The sequence below is a fragment of the Bacillus sp. SW14 genome, from assembly GCF_047608225.1.
GTDB lineage: Bacteria > Bacillota > Bacilli > Bacillales > Bacillaceae > Bacillus > Bacillus subtilis_G.
Window position 1 is genome coordinate 3732501 of the sequence record NZ_JBLKRW010000001.1, and the last position, 17343, is coordinate 3749843.

The 17343-nt window shown below is 43.8% G+C and carries 14 protein-coding genes, 2 tRNA genes, 1 rRNA gene, 2 pseudogenes and 1 riboswitch (1 of these 20 cut by a window edge); of the genes and pseudogenes, 5 read left to right on the top strand and 14 right to left on the bottom strand.

Translation table 11 applies throughout. The annotated features are described in order from the left end of the window. The 11 genes from ACMX2I_RS18825 to ACMX2I_RS18875 form a co-directional block, all read right to left on the bottom strand. Positions 1-1190 (bottom strand): 16S ribosomal RNA (locus ACMX2I_RS18825) (it extends 360 nt beyond the left edge of the window). A gap of 162 nt (positions 1191-1352) precedes the next feature. Continuing rightward, a tRNA-Gly gene (locus ACMX2I_RS18830) sits at positions 1353-1426 on the bottom strand. Positions 1427-1440: 14 nt separating this feature from the next. Then, positions 1441-1517: transfer RNA gene (locus ACMX2I_RS18835), tRNA-Arg, on the bottom strand. 371 nt (positions 1518-1888) lie between these two features. Continuing rightward, positions 1889-2977 (bottom strand): glycoside hydrolase family 26 protein, encoded by a 1089-nt coding sequence (locus ACMX2I_RS18840; protein WP_333519249.1) that lies wholly within the window; start codon positions 2975-2977, stop codon positions 1889-1891. Positions 2978-2994: 17 nt separating this feature from the next. Then, entirely contained in the window at positions 2995-3942 is a 948-nt protein-coding gene (gene manA / locus ACMX2I_RS18845; RefSeq protein WP_414957981.1) for a mannose-6-phosphate isomerase, class I, read from the bottom strand. Continuing rightward, positions 3939-4838: an ROK family protein gene (locus tag ACMX2I_RS18850; RefSeq protein WP_414957983.1), complete on the bottom strand. Its 900-nt coding sequence runs from the start codon at positions 4836-4838 to the stop codon at positions 3939-3941. Before ACMX2I_RS18850 ends, manA begins: the two co-directional genes overlap by 4 nt. A 28-nt stretch (positions 4839-4866) precedes the next feature. After that, on the bottom strand, positions 4867-5580 hold the full coding sequence (gene gmuR / locus ACMX2I_RS18855; protein ID WP_414957985.1) for a transcriptional regulator GmuR: 714 nt from the start codon (positions 5578-5580) through the stop codon (positions 4867-4869). A gap of 138 nt (positions 5581-5718) precedes the next feature. Beyond that, complete coding sequence (locus ACMX2I_RS18860; protein ID WP_414957986.1) at positions 5719-7116, bottom strand: glycoside hydrolase family 1 protein; 1398 nt, start codon at positions 7114-7116, stop codon at positions 5719-5721. Between the two features lie 17 nt (positions 7117-7133). Further along, positions 7134-8462 carry a PTS cellobiose transporter subunit IIC gene (gene celB, locus ACMX2I_RS18865; protein WP_202329034.1) on the bottom strand — a complete coding sequence of 443 codons (1329 nt, stop codon included), beginning with the start codon at positions 8460-8462 and terminating at the stop codon, positions 7134-7136. Between the two features lie 18 nt (positions 8463-8480). Beyond that, positions 8481-8813, bottom strand: a complete 333-nt coding sequence (locus tag ACMX2I_RS18870) for a PTS lactose/cellobiose transporter subunit IIA (RefSeq protein ID WP_087993592.1) — start codon at positions 8811-8813, stop codon at positions 8481-8483. Beyond that, positions 8813-9124 carry a PTS sugar transporter subunit IIB gene (locus tag ACMX2I_RS18875; RefSeq protein ID WP_087993591.1) on the bottom strand — a complete coding sequence of 104 codons (312 nt, stop codon included), beginning with the start codon at positions 9122-9124 and terminating at the stop codon, positions 8813-8815. Before ACMX2I_RS18875 ends, ACMX2I_RS18870 begins: the two co-directional genes overlap by 1 nt. Positions 9125-9299: 175 nt before the next feature. Then, positions 9300-9399: riboswitch (purine riboswitch) on the top strand. 54 nt (positions 9400-9453) lie between these two features. Between ACMX2I_RS18875 and pbuE the strand changes: the two genes are divergently transcribed. Beyond that, positions 9454-10620, top strand: a complete 1167-nt coding sequence (gene pbuE / locus ACMX2I_RS18880; RefSeq protein ID WP_414957988.1) for a purine transporter PbuE — start codon at positions 9454-9456, stop codon at positions 10618-10620. A 213-nt stretch (positions 10621-10833) separates the two neighbouring features. Here pbuE and ACMX2I_RS18885 read toward each other — a convergent pair. Next, positions 10834-11453, bottom strand: a pseudogene (locus ACMX2I_RS18885) (YdhK family protein). A 158-nt stretch (positions 11454-11611) separates the two neighbouring features. Continuing rightward, the gene (locus ACMX2I_RS18890) at positions 11612-12589 is read right to left on the bottom strand and encodes an HD domain-containing protein (protein WP_414957990.1); all 978 of its coding nucleotides are present in this window, start codon (positions 12587-12589) and stop codon (positions 11612-11614) included. A 76-nt stretch (positions 12590-12665) separates the two neighbouring features. On the opposite strand from ACMX2I_RS18890, the pseudogene ACMX2I_RS18895 reads away from it, so the two are divergent. The 4 genes and pseudogenes from ACMX2I_RS18895 (at position 12666) to ACMX2I_RS18910 (ending at position 16011) form a co-directional block, all read left to right on the top strand. Next, positions 12666-13076: pseudogene (locus tag ACMX2I_RS18895) on the top strand (GNAT family N-acetyltransferase). Between the two features lie 17 nt (positions 13077-13093). After that, positions 13094-13582 carry a DUF4944 domain-containing protein gene (locus tag ACMX2I_RS18900; protein ID WP_414957992.1) on the top strand — a complete coding sequence of 163 codons (489 nt, stop codon included), beginning with the start codon at positions 13094-13096 and terminating at the stop codon, positions 13580-13582. A 264-nt stretch (positions 13583-13846) separates the two neighbouring features. Continuing rightward, positions 13847-15235, top strand: a complete 1389-nt coding sequence (phoB, locus tag ACMX2I_RS18905) for an alkaline phosphatase PhoB (protein ID WP_414957993.1) — start codon at positions 13847-13849, stop codon at positions 15233-15235. A 65-nt stretch (positions 15236-15300) separates the two neighbouring features. Continuing rightward, positions 15301-16011 carry a membrane lipoprotein lipid attachment site-containing protein gene (locus ACMX2I_RS18910; RefSeq protein ID WP_414957995.1) on the top strand — a complete coding sequence of 237 codons (711 nt, stop codon included), beginning with the start codon at positions 15301-15303 and terminating at the stop codon, positions 16009-16011. 37 nt (positions 16012-16048) lie between these two features. On the opposite strand, the gene ACMX2I_RS18915 is transcribed toward ACMX2I_RS18910, so the two are convergent. Further along, a complete protein-coding gene (locus ACMX2I_RS18915; protein ID WP_414957996.1) occupies positions 16049-17236 on the bottom strand; it encodes a macrolide family glycosyltransferase in 1188 nt (395 codons plus the stop codon). Between the last annotated feature and the right edge of the window lie 107 nt (positions 17237-17343).

Consider the following 17343-nt stretch of genomic DNA (forward strand, 5'->3'; position numbering starts at 1 on the left):
ACCTTCCTCCGGTTTGTCACCGGCAGTCACCTTAGAGTGCCCAACTGAATGCTGGCAACTAAGATCAAGGGTTGCGCTCGTTGCGGGACTTAACCCAACATCTCACGACACGAGCTGACGACAACCATGCACCACCTGTCACTCTGCCCCCGAAGGGGACGTCCTATCTCTAGGATTGTCAGAGGATGTCAAGACCTGGTAAGGTTCTTCGCGTTGCTTCGAATTAAACCACATGCTCCACCGCTTGTGCGGGCCCCCGTCAATTCCTTTGAGTTTCAGTCTTGCGACCGTACTCCCCAGGCGGAGTGCTTAATGCGTTAGCTGCAGCACTAAGGGGCGGAAACCCCCTAACACTTAGCACTCATCGTTTACGGCGTGGACTACCAGGGTATCTAATCCTGTTCGCTCCCCACGCTTTCGCTCCTCAGCGTCAGTTACAGACCAGAGAGTCGCCTTCGCCACTGGTGTTCCTCCACATCTCTACGCATTTCACCGCTACACGTGGAATTCCACTCTCCTCTTCTGCACTCAAGTTCCCCAGTTTCCAATGACCCTCCCCGGTTGAGCCGGGGGCTTTCACATCAGACTTAAGAAACCGCCTGCGAGCCCTTTACGCCCAATAATTCCGGACAACGCTTGCCACCTACGTATTACCGCGGCTGCTGGCACGTAGTTAGCCGTGGCTTTCTGGTTAGGTACCGTCAAGGTACCGCCCTATTCGAACGGTACTTGTTCTTCCCTAACAACAGAGCTTTACGATCCGAAAACCTTCATCACTCACGCGGCGTTGCTCCGTCAGACTTTCGTCCATTGCGGAAGATTCCCTACTGCTGCCTCCCGTAGGAGTCTGGGCCGTGTCTCAGTCCCAGTGTGGCCGATCACCCTCTCAGGTCGGCTACGCATCGTTGCCTTGGTGAGCCGTTACCTCACCAACTAGCTAATGCGCCGCGGGTCCATCTGTAAGTGGTAGCCGAAGCCACCTTTTATGTTTGAACCATGCGGTTCAAACAAGCATCCGGTATTAGCCCCGGTTTCCCGGAGTTATCCCAGTCTTACAGGCAGGTTACCCACGTGTTACTCACCCGTCCGCCGCTAACATCAGGGAGCAAGCTCCCATCTGTCCGCTCGACTTGCATGTATTAGGCACGCCGCCAGCGTTCGTCCTGAGCCAGGATCAAACTCTCCGATAAAATGGATCACAGGTTAAGTTCACCGCATCCTGCGGTGACACCTGCGTGACCTGCGTCGTGCAGGCCTAGTTTGACTGACTACGCACATCGCTGTGCGATTTATAAAAAAATGAATTAACAGGTACGTTTTGTCTTGTTTAGTTTTCAAAGATCATTCAATAATGGAGCGGGTGATGAGAATCGAACTCACGACATCAGCTTGGAAGGCTGAGGTTTTACCACTAAACTACACCCGCGTGGTATTTTATAATGGCGCGCCCGAGAGGAGTCGAACCCCTAACCTTTTGATCCGTAGTCAAACGCTCTATCCAATTGAGCTACGGGCGCTTATCAAGCGACTTAACTATCATACTATCATTTGATGTTGAAGTCAAGAAGTTTTTTTAAGAATGTTTTTTCGTTAATCGAATCTTTTTTAATTCGACTTCACTTATTATACACGTTTTTTTAAACTTGTAAACACCTTAGAAAAACTTTTTTTTCGTGTTGTTGTGTGCTGTTCATCAGCGACGTTTAATAATATACCATGTGTATTTTATTAGGTCAACACCTTTTCTACATTTTTTTATTTCATTCTTTCACGCTTTGTCATGTGTATACTTTATCTGATCTTACAAATAGATATGAATGCCTGATCAGGGTGTGAAGATGCTCAAGACATTCATGAGCACCTTCTTAAAGTGTACAATGCTTCCTATTCATTCAACAATAGGCGTTAAAGAATCACCGTTCCATATCTCTCCCTTATTAAGTGTCCAGCTGTCGTTATATAAAGCTGAAGCACCCTTGTTTGCAGCTGGGCTCCACTCATCATTCCATGCCAGAAAGTAAATGGTTTTAGGATATTTTTGTTTTATTGCATTGATCAACAGGCTGTAATCAAAGCTGCCATTTGCTGTTTGAGGGCCAACTTCCGTAAAGGCGAATGGTTTGTTAAGCGCCGTTAGCTGATCGTATCCGTTAATCGAATAGGCATCTTGAAAATACGCATCTAATCCGACAATATCCACGTAAGACGCACCCGGGTAGAAATCGGTTTTAAAATCTCGGTTGGCATCGGGGGCGTAAACCCAAAGCAAATGGTCAAGTCCTCTTGTGTCGGTCATATAATGATAGATTTTTTTATAGAGCTGTTTATAGAGGGAGATTCTTTCATTATCCTTTTGATTATATGAAGTAAGTCCCCACCAAAACCATTCACCGTTCATTTCATGCAGCGGCCTGAACAGAACAGGCACGCCTTGGTTCTCCAGTTCTTGAAGTCCGTCAGCAATTTTGCTGAGCATGGCATTCAGCCGCTTCCCTTCCGCTGTTGAAGAATCTAATATTTTTTTATACTGATCGTTTGTAATTGATGTTTTAAAATGTCCTGATTGAAAAGCCGGATTCGCCAGGTGCAGACTGATTTGCGGAATTCCCCCGCTTTTCCAATACGATAGCAGATCTCTGTTGCAGCTTACATCTATCGAATCTTCAATATTTGCAGTTTCAAGCCATCCTCTGGCATAATCACAGCCGTAAATAGCAGGTGATTGTCCGGAAGCGTTTCGAATTCTTTCAGCTTCAGTCATAGAGAATGTGTCATGACTATAGCCTCCAAACGCTCCGGAAAGGGCTCTGTTTTCTGTTCGATTCGGCAGATGCGCAAGCCAATTCATTACTTCTTTTGTTGTCTGCTGTGCATTAGGATTAACAGGCGGCACAGTATGCGCTTCAATTGGTTTTGCCAAAGCAGCAGACACAAGTAAAAATAAGATGAGCAAACAAATCGTATGTTTCTTGAACAATGCAATTCCCCCATTCATTAAGGATGAGATATTATCAACTCACACGTTCCTTCTATTGAAAACTCGCCAAAATGCGCAGGCAGAATAAAGTGTGAGCCTGCATTACACTCATACTGAATATCATTATTTACGATTCGGCCTGATCCATTCAGGACACTCCCCAGCAAATAGGTTTGATGAGAAGGAAAAACAGCTCGGCCGCTAATCTTCCATTTGTACACGGAGAAATCATCCGATTGTACATAAACAGTGATTACGGCATTACCGACTTCTTTCACTGCCGGTGTATGCACTGTATCAATATGCGGTATCGTTATGACTTCCATGGCTTTTTCTATATGGAGAGTTCTTTTTTGGCCTTTATCATCGCAGCGGTCATAATCGTAAACGCGATACGTTGTATCAGAGTTTTGCTGGATTTCAAGGATAAGGGTTCCCTCACATAAAGCATGGAGCGTACCGCTTGGGACATAAAAGAAATCTCCGGGCTTGATTTTGAGGCGTCTCAGCAGCCCGTGCCAATCGCCGCTTTCCATTCTTTGTTTGAATTCTTCCTTTGTGCTTGCGTGATGGCCCAAAATCATTTCGGCGTCATCTTTGCAATCAATAATATACCAGCACTCCGTTTTGCCGAGATCGCCGTTTTCGTGCAGTATCGCATAATCATCATCAGGATGTACTTGCACGGAGAGGTCCATATTGGCGTCCAGCAGCTTTACCAGCAGCGGAAAAACCTTTCCATCTGGAAAACCGAAAATCTCCGGATGATCCTGCCATACTTGGTCAAGTGCCCTTCCTGCCAGCGGGCCGTTTTTAACAGCCGACGAGCCATGGGCATGTGCAGAAACGGCCCAGCACTCACCTGTTTTTTCCGAGGGGATCGCGTAGCCGAAAGCGTCACGAAGCTGTGTTCCTCCCCATATTCTTTCTTTAAAGACAGGCTCCAAAAATAAAGGGTGCTTCATGACCGCACCTCCCCGGATGCTGATGCTTCTTGTAAGGCCTGATCCGCTAAAACAAACGTGCCGATGATTCCGGCGTTACCGCCTAAACATGAAGGTACAATATAATCACTTATATTTTCTGACAATTCGGAAAAATCAAGATAACTGTTCATGATTTTCGGTACATATTGATAAATATAAGCAAACACCTGTCGCTGATTCATCACGCCGCCGCCAAGAATGATTTTTTCAGGCGCAAGGATCAAAATATATTGAGACAGCGCTTGGGCAATATAGTACCCTTCCAGTTCCCAAACTTGGGTTATATCTGATAAATCAGCAGCTTTTTTTCCCCAGCGCGCTTCTATGGCGGGACCAGAAGCCAGGCCTTCAAAGCAATCCTTATGATACGGGCACTTCCCTTGGTATACATCATCCGGGTGCCGCCGGATATAAATATGGCCCATCTCTGGATGTGAAAGCCCCTGAAGGAGCCGGCCCTCTACAATTGCTCCTGCACCAATGCCAGTTCCAATCGTTATATACAGGCAGCTGTCTAGGCCCTTCGCTTCACCGAAAAGGAATTCACCCAGCGCCGCAGCGTTGACATCCGTATGAAATCCGACTGGGATTTTCATTTCCTTTTTAACGGTTTGCAAAAAGGGATAGTGTCTCCATCCGTCTTTCGGCGTGGCCATAATGGTTCCGTATGTTTTACTGGTTTTATCGGTATCAACGGGACCAAAGGAACCGATGCCGATAGCCTGTAATGAGAATTGGCGAAAATATTGAATCACTTTCTCTATCGTTTCATCCGGCATCGTTGTAGGGATCTCAACTCGGTCAATGATCGTTCCATCTTCTTTACCGACGGCACAAACAAACTTTGTGCCGCCTGCTTCAATACCGCCAAGCATGCAGATGGCCTCCTTGTTATCTCCGCGATCAGCGCCGTATGTTTACCGAAGTGACGACAAATTTGTCATGCCGATGACGGGAAAAGGAATATTCAAATGGAATGCCGTTATCTAAGAAGCCCACATGTTCGACTTCCAGAATTGGATCATCCTTTTTGCAGCCCAGATGCTGCTGGTCAATATGATCAGATTTGCAGGCTCTGATTTTCCGGTGTGTTCCGGCGATTTTGAGCTGCAGCTCGTTTGTGATGTGGTTGTAGATCGAATCATAAAGGACATCGTCATTAATGCCCGGTATTAAATGAGTCGGCATATATGTTTTTTCTAATACATAGGGCTCGCCCTCTACAATCCGCAGCCGTACGACATAATAAACAGGTGTTTTCTGATCAATAGACAAATGGGCGGCCACTTCCTCTGTGGGAAATTGCACTTCAAACTGAATGACCTTGCTTTTGATTTTCTTATCTTTCAGCAAGTTGGTCAATCCGAGGATTTCATTGCTGACCACATGGACATGGTCATCCTGTATCGCTGATTGAATAATAAACGTGCCATGCCCTCGTTTTCTGAACAGCAGCCCTTCGGCAACTAAATTATCCAAAGCTCTTTTCATCGTCATGCGGCTTGAGTTGAACTCTTTCGCAAGAGATACTTCATCGGGAATCGGCTGATCGATCGGATAGACGTTATTTTTGATTCTATTTCTCATTTCATTTGCAATGATTTCGTATTTATTCATTGGTCTCCTCCGGCAGCTGTTAGAGTTTGATATCACATAAGCTTGTACGGATATCATAAGTTCTTTTGCCTATTTCATCAATGTTGCGGCTGGCCGTGGACTCTAATCATCATGATAATTGCCGGAAGATCTGTAAATTTAGAAACCGTTTTGCTCAACAATCTCCTTGAACCATTTTCCGCTTTTTTTGATGGTCCTTTCCCCGTCCTTCTCGAGATTGACTGATACAAACCCATATCGGTTTTTATAAGCATTGGTCCAAGACCAGTTGTCCATAAACGTCCATAGGTGATAGCCTTTTACGTTTGACCCTTCCTGTATGGCGCGGTGAATCCATTTAAGGTGTTCTTTTATAAATTCAATCCGGTAATTATCTTGAATGATGCCTTGCTCATCCCTGAAGCGTTCCTCGCCTTCGACCCCCATGCCGTTTTCAGAAATAAAGCACTCGATGTTCCCGTAGTTTTCTTTTAGATTGATCAAAATATCATAAACGCCTTTTTCGTAGATCTCCCAGCCGCGATGCGGATTCATTTTGCGGCCCGGCATGACGTAAGGATCAAAATACCTGTCCGGCAAAAAAGGAGAGTCGGGGTTCGGAAGATGTTCTTTTGCTTTTACACGTCTCGGCTGGTAATAATTCACCCCCAACAGATCAACCGTATTGTGTTTGATGACCTCAAGATCTTCTTTCTTATAATCAGGAACAAAGCCTTCGCTCTTTAAAATGTCAACCAGCTCTTTTGGAAATTCTCCTTTGACAGATGGGTCTAAAAAGGATCTGTTAAAAAACGCGTCTGCTATTTCTCCCGCTTTCACATCCGCCTGATGGCTGCTTCTCGGATAGGACGGTGTCAAATTTAAAATGATGCCGATTTTTCCGTCCTGCTTCATCTCCTTGTAAGCCTGAATCGCACGTGCACTCGATAGCATCGTATGAAAACCGACCTGGACAGCCTCTTTAAAATCGACCTTGTTTGGATAATGGAAATCATATAAGTATCCGCCTTCTACGGGGACAATCGGTTCATTATGCGTGAACCATTTTTTAACCCGGTCTCCAAACAAACGAAAACACGTTCTCGCATAGTTTTCATAAGCGTCAACCGTTTCTCTGTTTACCCATCCGCCGATTTTTTGAAGCTCCATCGGCATATCGAAATGAAACAAATTGACAAAAGGCTCTATTCCGTTAGCGATCAGCTCATCAATGACTCTCTTATAGAAATCTTCAGCTTTGGCATTGACCTCTCCTGTTCCATCCGGTATTAAACGCGACCAGGAAATCGACATCCGGAACGAGTTGTGGCCAAGCTCCTTCATCAGCCTGATATCTTCTTTATAATTGTCGTAAAATTGAGATGTCGCTGCGGGCCCGACATGATCAAAAAAACGATGGGATTCTTTTTCAAACCAGTAATCCCATATATTCTGCCCTTTTCCGTCTCTATCGGCGGCACCCTCCGTTTGTGTTGCTGAAGCGGATGACCCCCACCAAAAATCTTTTGGAAAACGATATTGTTCTGTTTGTGCCAAGTCTCTCTCCCCTTATGTCACATTTTGATACTGTTATCATTTTGCTGAGCAGCTGTTTCCTGTACAGCCTGTTCCTTTTCTTTTGCCAAATTTAATTTATCCATTGCTTTTAGGAACGGAAACCAAATCACGAAGACAATCAGCAGATTGACAAGCTGCATCACGCCCCCCATGATCGAGTTCGTCGCCATGATGCCATTAATGAATAAAGGAACCGTCCACGGCACTGTAACACCAGTCGGAGGCGGAACGAGCCCGGCTGACATGGCGAGATAGGTGACGAGCGTAACAACCATTGGCGCCAATACCCAAGGCACAATAATGATCGGGTTCATGACAATCGGAAGCCCGAATATAATCGGTTCATTTACGTTAAAAATACCGGGAGCAAGGCCGAGTTTTGATACTTGCTTCATCTGCCTGCTTTTCATGAATATAAGAATGGTAAAGACAATCGCAAGCGTCATCCCCGTTCCGCCCATGCCTACTGTATAAATCTCCATAAACGGCTTTGAAATAATATGAGGGATTTCTTTTCCCGCCGTGTAAGCTGAAAGGTTTTCTACCTGCAGTGTATTCCAAATCGGGTCCATCACGGAGTTGATAATAATCTGTCCGTGCAGCCCGAAAAACCAAAGGATTTGAATGAAAAACACGGCAATCAGCGTCGGAATGATACCGCTTCCAAGTCCGACAAGAGGAGCCTGAATCGCATGATAAATGACGTCGTGCATATTTGTTTTAAATAGCTGCGTCACCAGAACGTTAATCAGCAAAAATACGGTCAATGTAATAAATGCCGGAATAAGTGCGGCGAATGATTTTGCTACCGCAGGAGGAACACCCGCAGGCATTTTGATCGTCAGGTTTTTTTGAACGATTCTTCTGTAGACTTCAGCAGAAAGAAATGCCGTAATCATACCAAGAAACATCCCTTTTGCACCGAGACGATCGACCGGGATAACCCCTGTAATGGCATCCCCTGTTTCCGGTTGAACGATAAAAGGCGTTAAGAGCAAAAAGGACACCAAAGCGATCGCGCCCCCAAATACGGCTTCGACTTGATAGCTTTTTGACAGGTAATAGCCTATCCCGAACACGACAAAGACAGACATAATGCCCATAGTCGCCGTGGAGGCAATGCCGAATTGAGACTGAAACGATGTAAGCATTGACGCATTCATAATTTTGTTTAAGAACGGCAAGTTCGTTAACACCACAAAAATGGATCCGAATATCGTAAGCGGGAAGGCCAGCATAAACGCATCTCGCAGCACTTGCAAATAGCGGTTATTGTTTAACCTCCCTGCAATTGGAACAAGGAATTGGCTGATTTTCTCGAACACCCTATCCACCCCGATTTTTTATAGATTCTTTGTTTGAAAGAGATCAAGCAGTTCTTTCACTAATTCTTTCATGGTCAATGTTGACATCAGGTGATCCTCCGAATGCATGAGCAGCAAGGAGAAATCCGCCGCTTCCCCGCCTGATTCTTTCTGTATCATTTGAAAGTGAATGTCATGGGCCGCGGATAAATCCCGCTCCGCCTTGGCAATGAGGGCATCCGCCTCTTCCTTGTTCCCTTCCTTGTAGGCGCGCAGTGATTGTATGATGCAGCTGCGGGCATTCCCGCTGTGCAGGATAAGCTGAAAACTGATTTGTTCGTCTGTTAAATCCGTGATTTTTATGTGCTCCATTATTGATTCTCCATTAATGACACTGCCTGCTCATACGCTTTTTTGCCATCTGCCATTCCGTAGGCCATCATGTCAATAACTTCAACTCGAATATTGTATTGATCCGCCTCTTTTTGCAGTTCGCTTTTCAGAAAGCTCATTTGCGGTCCGATCAAAACGGCATCCGCTTTTCTCATGTCTTCTTTCGCCTTATCTTGGCCGACAGCCCAAATCTCTGCTTCCTCTCCGATGGATTGTGCGTATTCCTTCATTTTTGTCACCAATAAACTGGTGGACATTCCTGAACTGCACGCAAGTAATATTTTTTTCAACTGCTATCCCCCCTTGTGATTAAAACGCTTACAACCATTATTATAGTCATTATTTTTTAAATGTCTATACTTTTAAAAAATAAATATAATCATATATTGGTACAGTTCATCGCTTGTACATTTTTCTATGGAAGATTCATTCATAATGTGTTACACTCATCAACAGAAACGAATCAATTGAATAGCTATGATCACTTGTATAACCTCAATAATATGGTTTGAGGGTGTCTACCAGGAACCGTAAAATCCTGATTACAAAAATTGTTTATGACATTTTTTGTAATCAGGATTTTTTTATTTGTCAAAACATTTTAGTAAAGGAGTTTGTTATGAATTTTAAAGTTTTCCTGCTTGCAGCTTCTACGATTGCAGTCGGATTGGTTGAGTTAATTGTGGGAGGAATTCTTCCTCAGATCGCAAATGATTTAGACATTTCCATTGTCTCAGCCGGGCAGCTGATCAGTGTGTTTGCGCTTGGCTATGCAGTGTCAGGCCCGCTTCTTTTGGCATTGACTGCGAAGATTGAGCGCAAACGTTTATATTTAATTTCCTTATTTGTTTTCTTCCTTAGCAATCTTGTGGCCTATTTCAGCCCTAATTTTGCCACGCTGATGGTGTCAAGGGTATTGGCTGCGATGAGTGCGGGGCTGATTGTTGTGCTTTCTTTAACGATTGCCCCGAAGATTGTAGCGCCTGAATACAGAGCGCGCGCAATCGGCATTATTTTTATGGGATTCAGTTCTGCTATCGCATTAGGCGTGCCGCTCGGAATCTTAATCAGTGATTCCTTCGGATGGCGCATTTTGTTCCTTGGCATTGGAATTTTGGCGCTAGTCTCCATGCTGGTTATTTCAATCTTCTTTGAAAAGATACCGACGGAAAAAATGATACCTTTCCGAGATCAGCTCAAGACGATTGGCAATCTGAAAATCGCGAGTTCACACCTTGTCACGATGTTTACTTTAGCGGGGCACTACACGCTATACGCCTACTTTGCGCCGTTTTTAGAAGAAACCCTTCACCTGGGCTCTTTCTGGGTCAGCATTTGTTATTTCCTTTTCGGGATATCTGCTGTGTGCGGAGGTCCTTTCGGAGGAGCGCTTTCTGACCGGCTTGGTTCGTTTAAGAGCATTTTGCTGGTGACCGGTTCCTTCGCCATCATTATGTTCTTACTGCCGTTGTCAACATCGTCTATGATTTTCTTTTTGCCTGTCATGGTGATTTGGGGACTTCTGAGCTGGAGCCTCGCCCCCGCTCAGCAAAGCTATTTGATAGAAATTGCGCCAGATTCGTCTGACATTCAGCAAAGCTTTAACACGTCTGCCCTCCAAGTCGGAATTGCCCTTGGCTCAGCCATTGGCGGTGTTGTTTTGGATCAGACGGGTAGTGTTGTCTCAACGGCCTGGTGCGGCGGATCGATTGTCATTATCGCTGTCCTGTTTGCCTTAATTTCTTTAACAAGACCTGTCCAGACAGCAAAAAAATCCTCCTTGTAAAAGGAGGATTTCAGATTGTTGACAAAATCCTAAAACGGTTTAGTTTAGGATTTTGTCATCTTTTCAGCGTGGTTGAAAACCCTTGAAGTCTAGGAAAGGCGAGCATTGGAGCGGAGCGAATGTCCTAATTCGTGAGCACCAACGCACAGGCTTGACAACGAATGCAAGGGTTTGTCGACACGCTGAAAATCCTCCTTGTAAAAGGAGGATTTTTTATGATTTAGCTGAAAGCTCGTCTTCGGTGACCCATTTGTGGTTTTTCACTTTTTCACCGCTAGTTGTCGATGTATAGTCGACCATATATACGGTTGTTTTTTCGGCGGAGTCGATCTCGGCTGTTGCTCCCTTCATGCCTTTCATATGAGAAGCCTCTAAGATCACCTGATCTCCGGGGTTTAAAGTTTTCTCTCCCGCATCTTTGATCTCTTCTTGGATCACCCATTTGTGATGATCTACACGCTGTCCTCCGTTTGTCGGAGTGTAAGAGACAACATACGCCGTTGTGTCATAGGCGCCGGTCACTGTAGCTTCGGCACCTTTCATGCCTTTCATATGAGATGCATTGATGATCACTTGGCTGCCTACTTTATATTTCGGATTTTTAGATTCCTGTAATCCCTCTGGTACGTCAGCTGATCCGGAATGGTCCATTTCTTCATGTGATGATGAATCTGAATGATTTTCATGTTTATTTTCTTTTGTGCTATTGTTATTGCCGCATGCTGATAAAACAAAAACAAGAGATAACATCAGAATTCCCAGTGCTTTTTTAGAGAGTTTCATGTTCATTCTCCTTTGCTTCATTTTTTACTGTTATTTTTGCCAGCAGACAATAAAACGAATAACTGCAAGCAAATATGTCCTTTTGATAATACTATACCCCCGAACGGTATGTAAATACGCTGATATTCTCATAAAACGATCCCACAGTTTGTCCTATTCCCCTTGATTTACATAACCAAACATGAAAAAAGCCGCTGTCACGCGGCAACTAGTGATGCAACACTTTTATATACACACCTTTTTTTGCTTTTTGATAAGCCGCCTTCCCCATCTTTCTCACCTTTTCAGAAACGTCTGAGGCTTTGATCCATTCATCTTCATGAAAAATGGATGGATCGATGAGACGCATTTTCTTCTTTTGATGGAAATCGTACTGGATGTCATCTTCTTTTACTTGGATGCCGGGATGAATATGCTTAAGCAAGCTGAGTACTTCTTCATGTTTTGATGCATGCAGAATGTGGAGTACCTCTTGATCCGTTTTCATCAGATCTTCTGCGGATATGATATTGTGCCGCAGCGCAGCCTTCAACGTTCTTGCTAAGTATTCATAGCCATATACATTCACAGGATTCAAAAAGAAATCAATCACTTCCATGTAATACACCCCGACAAACCATTCGGCGGCTTCGATACCATCCGGAAACGTCCTTCCGTTTCTCACAATAAGATGATCCAAAAAGCTTTGCGCTTCGAGCAGACTAATGTGTCCATATCGGTACATGTCGCGCAGCGTATAGTCTATCCGATCGGCACAAAGCTCCGGCGCTGGCTGTTCCAGCAATGTCCATCTCGTATCGTCTGATAAAAGCTCTTCGGCATCGTAACCGTGTTTTTTTAGAATACCCGGGATCTCAGAGTGAACAATGACTTGTTGAAAGATGTTTTCATGATAATCTTCCTCTTCATTTTCAAAGACAACATCGATTACATGAGAAAAAGCGGTGTGTGACACATCGTGGAGCAGGCCTGCAATCTGTTCCTCTATTGTTCCTCCAAGCTTTTTGATGAGGAGCATCACGCCGATGGAGTGCTCATACCGGGTCACATTCCACTTTTGATTGACTAAAAAGCTTGCTCCGCCTTGATAGATTCCTTTTAATCGTTGCATCGGCGCGCTTTTGATAAGCTCTTCCAGCACTCCGTCTATATGGTGCCGCCCGTAAATGACATCATTGATTTCCATACCGTCACCTCAATATTTATTTTCTTATTGTTATATATTGTATATATTGATATTACACATTTCTAGGAGGAGGACGATGAAGATCATCTCGAGCAGTGAGTTGTCGAAACATATGCTGACCGATTTTTTTGCCGAGCATTAGGGCACACCCGAGATGGTGATTTCCAGCGGCATTTTTCGATGCAATGAATGAGATGGCTATGACACTATAGATGAAGATGGCTTACATACGTGATAGGTGGTAAAGATTGTGAAATGATTTCATTAGATAGTATCATTGAAAAGAATGGGATCGACACAGCTTTACTGCTGCAGGTTGAAAAGATGGCTAAAGCTTATCACAACGAACGATAATGTACCCGATGGCGTTTTATTAAAAGAGGGGCTATCAATTTGCCGCATTGTTTCCAAACGCAGTTGAAAAAGCGAGGCTACTCAAGCCGAAGAAAACGGCATTTTGATCCGGGATTCAAAGGTAATTAATTAAACGAATAGGAGTTTATTATGTCTAATCATTATAAATACCCTCTCATTTTCACGGCATCCCTATTATTGGCTTTCTGCTTGATCTTTTTTTCCTATCAGCTTATTCATCATCTGCGATTGGAATATCCGAATTGGCGGGGAGAAAGCAAAGATCGAAATTGGGAAGCTGTTTTTACCAAAAATGAAGATGCCTTTAACGAATACAGCGGCAATCTTTATTGGATCGGTGATACGGCTAAAGCTGACAACACTTATGTGGAATCTCTGATTGTAAAAAAAGATGATGAGGTTCTGCTGAATTCTGATACAGAAATCTCCATCCGAGATTATTCCGGCGGCACTTCCCGCGATGGAAGCGCAAAAGAGAAGTCCGTTTCTTTTTTGGAGCGATTAGATGAACATGAGCTTGAAGGCCATGATATTACGGTTGAAGTGAAATGGAAGCAAGATGATCATTATACTGCGAGTCAGTTTTCCCTTAATGAAAAGACCTTGTTTGATCATTAAATAAAAGCAGGGATTTTTATAGAGGTCCCTGCTTTCTTTTTGCAAATTGTCATATCTCCCAGTCTCTTGATCCCCCTTGTCCCCACGGGCATCCAGCCAATCTTTTTTCTATATGCTCATCCTCGCTCAGCCGGAAGGATCCCATTGTCCCCCACTCTGTGATTCTTGTAAATCCAATCTTTATAATCGATTAATACTTGCTTAACACTTAAAAAATATAATGGGGTTGTCATTGAGAAACATATATTTTAGGAGGTTATCCAGTTGAAAAAATTCCCGAAGAAATTACTGCCTATCGCAGTTTTATCATGTATTGCGTTCAGCAGCTTCGCCGGCGGCAGTGTACCTGAAGCCAGCGCCAAGGAAAAGAAAAAGGGGAATCAAGACGAAATTAAGAATGTGATCGTACTGATTGGTGATGGTATGGGTGTATCGTATACGTCCGCTTATCGTTACTTAAAGGATAATAAAAAGACAAAGTTTGTAGAGCCTACCGCTTTTGATCAATACCTTGTCGGCCAGCAAACGACTTACCCTGAAGATCCCGAACAAAACGTAACAGATTCTGCAGCTGCGGCAACGGCTATATCAGCTGGAGTGAAAACATATAACAATGCGATTGCGGTGGATAACGACGGGTCAGAGGTCAAAACGGTTCTTGAAGCAGCGAAAGAAAAAGGAAAATCAACAGGCCTTGTGGCGACTTCAGAAATTACACACGCCACTCCCGCCTCTTTCGGTTCCCACGATCACAGCCGGAAAAACATGAATTCGATTGCCGATGATTATTTTGATGAAATGGTAAACGGCAAGCACAAAATTGATGTGCTTCTTGGCGGAGGAAAAAGCAATTTTGACCGCAAGGACCGCAATTTAATTAAGGAATTCAAAAAAGCGGGTTACAGCTATGTGGATAACCGCAAGAGCATGCTTAAAAATAAAGACAGCCAAGTTCTCGGCCTATTCGCTGACGGCGGCCTGCCTAAAATGATGGACCGTACGAAGGATATCCCTTCATTAAAAGATATGACAAACACTGCGATTAAAAAATTAAGCAAGGATAAAGACGGTTTCTTCCTCATGGTGGAAGGCAGCCAGATTGACTGGGCGGGACATGACAATGATATCGTCGCCGCCATGAGTGAGATGGAAGACTTTGAACAAGCTTTTAAGGCGGCTATTGATTTCGCCAAAAAAGACAAACACACATTGGTTGTCGCAACGGCTGACCACTCCACAGGCGGATACTCAATCGGTGCGGACGGCATCTACAACTGGTTCAGTGAACCTATTAAAGCCGCAAAGCGCACACCTGATTTTATGGCAGAAAAAATCGCTGACGGCGCAGGTGTTGAAAAAACATTAAAAACGTATATTGACCAAAAGAAATTGGCTTTAACTAAATCAGAAATTCAATCTGTTGAAAAAGCCGCAAAAACAAAAGAAGTACTTGAAATCGATAACGCGATTGAGGAGATTTTCAATAAACGCTCCCACACTGGATGGACGACAGGCGGACATACCGGTGAAGATGTTCCCGTCTACGCGTACGGACCGTCAAGCGAGGATTTTGCAGGCCAAATTGATAATACTGAAATCGCGAAAAAAGTTTTCAGCGCTTTACAATACAAGATTAAGATTAACGATAAGTAAAAGAATACAAGGTGCCCCGTTGCTTGTATGAAGTAACGGGCTCTCTTTTTAATGGAGGAATCATGATGAGAAGAATTATTTCGATTGCTGTTTTTATCGTCATGCTTGCGGGCTGCTCATCAAACGTCAATACAGAAAAACAAAATGCGGGCGGAGAGCAAGCGGTAAAAGCCACACCGCAAAGCACGTCATCTCAAAAAGACAGCAGAGATGATTATCAGCCCAATTCACAAGTCACCGATGACCGATCTTTGATGAAGGCGGGCCAAACGTTTTCTGATGACAAGGGAAAAGCTGTTTTAAAGAATATCAAGCAAGTGAATCAAACCTATAAGATTGGCGACGTAGAGTTAACAGTAAAAGAAATGAAGCTGATCCACTTGCGCCCGGACTACAGCATGATTGATTATTTTCATGTATTAACGCACGATGAAGAGTTTGATTTCGTTAAGGTCTTCGTTGACATCAAGAACACATCTTCAAAAAAAGTAAATGTTGCGCCGGTTGCCTTGATGAAAACAAATACAGGGGAAACCTTTGATTGGAACAAAGATATTTATCTTGAAGAGTTGAATGGCGAATTGGAAGGCGGAGCAGAAAAGTCCGGAAATCTCGGCTTTATTGTAAATGCATCAAGCGGCCATGCTCATGATGAAGATGCTGATGATAAGAAGAAAGAAAAAGAGATCAAGTGGATCGAAATCACAACAAGTGACGTCTTTGACCACAACCATCAGAAAATCAGTGATGCTCAAAAGATCAAAATCGAGTTTTAAATGACGAACTCCCGTACCAGGTACGGGAGTTTGTTGCTTATTTGGTTTTTTGACGAATCAATTCATCAATCCGCTCCATCACTTCATCCATGTCCATACACTCTTGGAAGCTTTGATTGATTTTTTGAATGCCTTCCGTATATTGATCGTGATGCAAAACCTCATCTACGCCCTGTTTTAATTTTTGTACATCGACGTCATCTGTAGAAATGACATAGCCTGCATGGAGTTCCGAGAGACGCTGCGCCACCATCGGCTGATCCTTGTCATGGGGCATTACAACCAGAGGCACATTGAAATGAATGCCTTCATTTACGCTGTTCATTCCGCCGTGTGTAATAAAAACATCAGCTTGCTCCAGCACTTCAAGCTGAGGGACATACGGGGCGATGATAAAGTTTTCCGGCGCCTGCTTTAGTTTGGTCAGATCCGCTTTTTCCCCGGCAGCGATGACGACTTTTCCGTTGAAGCCGGAAAATGCATCTATACAGTGATTGAAGAATTCTTCCGTATTGTCCAGAACAGTTCCCATTGAGATATAAATGACCTTTTCATCTTTTAACTGTTCAATCGGGAAATCTGTTTTTTCCGCTCTCTTTGGAAAGCTGGGACCGATAAACAGACAGTCATCCCCAAAGCGATCGCTTTCCGGCTGAAAATAACGGCTTGTATACACTACATTTAATTCCCCTTTATTGTTCATGAATTGCACCATGTTTTTCGGGGCAACACCGTACGTTTCTTTCATTTTTGCCAAAAGCTCTTCGCACTCTTGATCCAATTCAAGCGGCGCTCCGGATTCCGGATGCAGAGGCAGGATTTTCAGATGCTCTTCGCCAAACAGGAAGGACGCCGATGAAGAGACTCCAGGAATATCTAAGAAATCCCTCACCAATTCCCCCGCGCCGAATTTATCATAATAAACAAAATCAAATTGAATGCTCTTAGATAAGTCTTTCACAATATGTAAAATATCCAGCGAGGTTTTGATATGGATTTTAAGAAACTCAAGAATTCCATTGGGTGAAGCGATTTGAATAGGTGTTGTTCGCAGCAGATCCTGATGTAGATGGACAGTTGCTCCCGCCGCTTCTAATCGTTTTTTATATTTTTCAGTTGAAATATAATGGACGTCATACCCCTTTTCGGAAAATGCTTTTGTGATGCCTAAAGTAGGGTTCACATGGCCTTCTGCGGGGAAATTTAAAATCAATACTGTTTTCATTTTGACTACTCCCTCTCACACGCTTTGTTTGATCAGACTACTACTAATCGTAAAATGGGGACGGAACGCCATGCAAGGGACAATTGATTGAATTATTCTGCGTCTCT